The sequence below is a fragment of the Kamptonema sp. PCC 6506 genome (assembly GCF_000180455.1).
GTDB lineage: Bacteria > Cyanobacteriota > Cyanobacteriia > Cyanobacteriales > Microcoleaceae > Kamptonema > Kamptonema formosum.
Genome location: NZ_CACA01000050.1, coordinates 1 through 3,496, shown reverse-complemented (window position 1 = coordinate 3,496; position 3,496 = coordinate 1). Strand labels below are relative to the sequence as shown.

Here is a 3,496-nt window from a genome sequence, read left to right as displayed (position 1 = left end):
CAACTTTCGCCGTCCCAAAAGTTGAGCAGCAAGCACACCACCAACAAATCCAAAAAGATGCCCTTGCCAAGAAACCCCTGGTTGTGAAGGCAAAACTCCCCAGATTAAACCTCCGTAAAGAAAACCAACAAATAGAGATAAAGCTATCGACATAAAGCTACGTTCAAAAAATCCCCTTAATAGCAAGAAACCAAAATAACCAAAGATTAACCCGCTAGCTCCAATATGAACAGAATAAGGCGCACCTGTTAGCCAAACCCCAAGTCCACTTACCAGCATCGTCACCGCACTAACCAGAAAGAAATCACTGGTTTCTTGCAGCATAATCAACCATCCGAAAGTAATAAAAGGGAGGGTATTTGCTGCTAAGTGAGCAAAATTCGCGTGCAGGAAAGGCATAAATAAGATGCCGCGAAGCCCTACCATACTCCAAGGACGGACTCCGTAAGCATTTAGCCGCCCTCCTAGCAAAAACCAGTCAACAATTTCTATAATCCACATCAGGGCAACGAATCCACCTAGTATTGCAGCCTGGGTTTGCAATTCGCTGGCGATTCCTTTGACTTTTGGGTTGCTCATAAGTAAGTATTCTCACGGCGACGCTTTAATTATATCCCTATTATATTTTAGTTCACAAAGGAGTCAAATAACTATGGACGATGTAAAACTCGGAAAATATCTAAGTCTTCATGAGTTTTGTACTTGTACCAATACTTATCGCCACTATGCCGATAAAATTAATCCGTTCCCTCAAAATTCAGCCGCCACTATCCAGGCAATTAAAGATTTAAACAATTTTATTATCGATCCCGTCATTGATTGCTTTGGTAAAGATAGGTTTCAGCTAACTTATGGATTTTGTTCTGCCGATCTAAAAAAATATCTAGAAAAGAAAGATCCGATTACGGGCATTAAAAATGGTCGAGTCGCTCCTAAAATTGACCAGCATATCGCTTATGAACTCAATAAAAATGGTCAATATTATTGTCCGAGATTAGGAGCAGCTTGTGATTTTTTTATTAGGGATTTATCGAGCAATGAGCTTGTGGAGTGGATTATTTCGCAAAGGTTGCCTTTTGATTCCCTCTACTTTTATGGAGCAGATAGACCAATTCATATTAGTTATGGGCCTCAGCACAAAGGAGATATTTGGACATTTACAGCTATCGGTACGCCGACTAAAAAAGGAATTGAACATTGGGTAAAGGCAAGAGCGCAATTGTCCTCTGGCTTCGATCCGAATTTTTCCCAAGTTTAATTAAATTGATTATACAAAAACTGATATTATTGCGATCCACCAAATTGTAGAAACCGGGTTTCTTTGATAATCTTGGCATCCCCACCAAAATCTTGATTAAGAAACCCGGTTTCTTTGGTTGGGTGCGTAAGTCCTGATTAACAGTTAAGAATTAACTGTTTTACTTTTTTTGAGCCGTTCTCGGATCTTTTCCTTCAAAAATTTAACCCGCTCTGGGTCAGCATCCGAACGCCAAAAAACAGAATGATCTTTAATTTTTACCCCATATTCTTGGAGGAATTTCACCCAATTTCGACGAGTTTTAATTCCACTAATATCATCTAAAATGCCCAAATATTCCTCTTGGCGGCTAAGTTGAGCAAACTTATCATACAGCGGATAATTAGGAGTAACAAAAGTTTCCTTACGATGCAGGATCGGAGGATTGCGAGAGCTAAAATACTCTTCGTAGCTCACCGAAAGGTCGCGTAAATCAATGTGCATAGCAGTGTCTAAAGCTGGATGCGGATCTGTATCAAATTCGGGATAAAATAAATAGGAAATTTTCGGTGTATTAGTATGAAACTTAATAACTGTTGCACCATCTAATCGGCCAATTGTCCGGTTAGCACAACCTTCATATAGGCGTAGCAAAGGATCTAGTTCTTCTAATGCTGAAATGTGAACTGAGAGAGATTTAGAAACTTTGTAACCAATAGCACTATCTTGACAAATATCAGAAATTATGGTAGAACTTCCTAAACTATAAAGCATTAAATCTGCCAGCACGCAAGCTTTTTGATAATTATCAAATAAACCCTTAATATCATTCTTAATCTGAGTGGGAAATTTGCGAAATTGAGGGCGATCGCCTAAATTACTCAAAGCGATATAAACTAACAAATCTTGGCGGCGTTTATCAGCAATTACTTCCCATTCTTCACCATCAGTGGCTTGTAAAATAACTTGAAAAGCACGGTGAAAATTTTTAAACTCCTCTTTAATAATTGACTCTTCAGACAATTCACCTTTCACGGGAAGACGGCCGCGATCGCTCACAAAAGCCATTAAAGGTGCAAGCACTTCTTCGTAGTCTTCAAATCGCTTAACTTGAACGCAAATTCTCGGAGTGCTAACACGGGATCTAAAGCGAGAAGCACGAAAATTTTGAGCTTCAGATTCATCGCGAAAAACAAAGTAAATACCTAAAGCAACAGGAATTGAATCAACATTTAGAACTTGGTCAATATAAACTTTTAGTTCTTCCTGCTCGTAATATTTCTGAAAAGTATTCCGGGAAGTAATTACTCCATCACCGTAAGCAATTTGACATTTGTTTCTATCATCAATAAGTACCTGAGCAGCAACGATTAATATTTTTTTAGTTAGCGTCCAAGCATTGAGTAAAGCCTCTCGCCGTTCCCCTAAATCTTCAATCACATTAATCACATAACCAAGATTGACAATATCAGCAGAAATGTGGGAAGTATCCGGCTGATAATACGGGTCCCACCCAACAGCAGCAAAATTTTTCTCAGCAATTCGTTTAACATCACCGCCATATCCGCAACCATAATCAAAAAAAGTTGAGCCTTCTGTAAATAAGTTTGCTTCTAGGGACAAACGCACTGGTTTAGATAAAGAATGCCGGCTCATCGCAGCTTTATGACGCTCTATCTTGGGAAGAGGAAATTGGTAATTATCTTCATCTTCGCCTCGATCAAATTCAACAACTGAGTGATCTAGTTGTATTTCTACACCTTGCTTTTCTAATAAATCAAGCCACCCTTGGCGAGTACCAATAGTACTGGTATTTTTTAGAAGACCTAATGCTTCTTCTGATTTCGTAAGTTCGGCAAACTTCTGATAGTGAGGGTAGTCAGGAGTAACAAAAGTTTCCTTACGATGAAGGATAGGAGGATTATCAATTTTGGTATAATCTTTATAGTTAATTTCTCCAGTTTCTAAATCTACTTGAATGCTAGTGTGCAAGGTTGGATGAGGATCTAGATCGAAGTCAGGGTAAAAAAGATAGGAAATTTTAGGTTTATTAGTATGAAATTTAATCAGCGTAGTTTTATCGGTACAATCTATCTTACTGCTGGCGCAGCTTTCGTATAGTTTGAGTTGAGGATCGAGAGCTTTTAAAGCTGAAATGTGGACGTAAAGAGCGGTGGGCAATTTTTTACCAATTTGGCTATTTTGGCAAAGGTTAGAAATTTGTAGTAAATTGGGAATTAGGGATTGGGAATCCATAGA

Annotated in this window: 3 protein-coding genes; 1 reads left to right on the top strand and 2 read right to left on the bottom strand. The window is 38.6% G+C overall.

Going from position 1 to position 3,496, the window contains the following annotated elements; all coding sequences use genetic code 11:
- Positions 1-579, bottom strand: a 579-nt coding sequence (locus tag OSCI_RS02590) for a rhomboid family intramembrane serine protease (RefSeq protein ID WP_039961613.1), incomplete at its 3' end; no start/stop codon positions are given.
- Between the two features lie 73 nt (positions 580-652).
- Here OSCI_RS02590 and OSCI_RS02585 point away from each other — a divergent pair.
- A complete protein-coding gene (locus OSCI_RS02585) occupies positions 653-1,258 on the top strand; it encodes a hypothetical protein (RefSeq protein WP_007353294.1) in 606 nt (201 codons plus the stop codon).
- Between the two features lie 144 nt (positions 1,259-1,402).
- Here OSCI_RS02585 and OSCI_RS02580 read toward each other — a convergent pair whose 3' ends face one another.
- A complete protein-coding gene (locus OSCI_RS02580) occupies positions 1,403-3,493 on the bottom strand; it encodes a DNA phosphorothioation-associated putative methyltransferase (RefSeq protein ID WP_007353293.1) in 2,091 nt (696 codons plus the stop codon).
- Positions 3,494-3,496 lie beyond the last annotated feature (3 nt).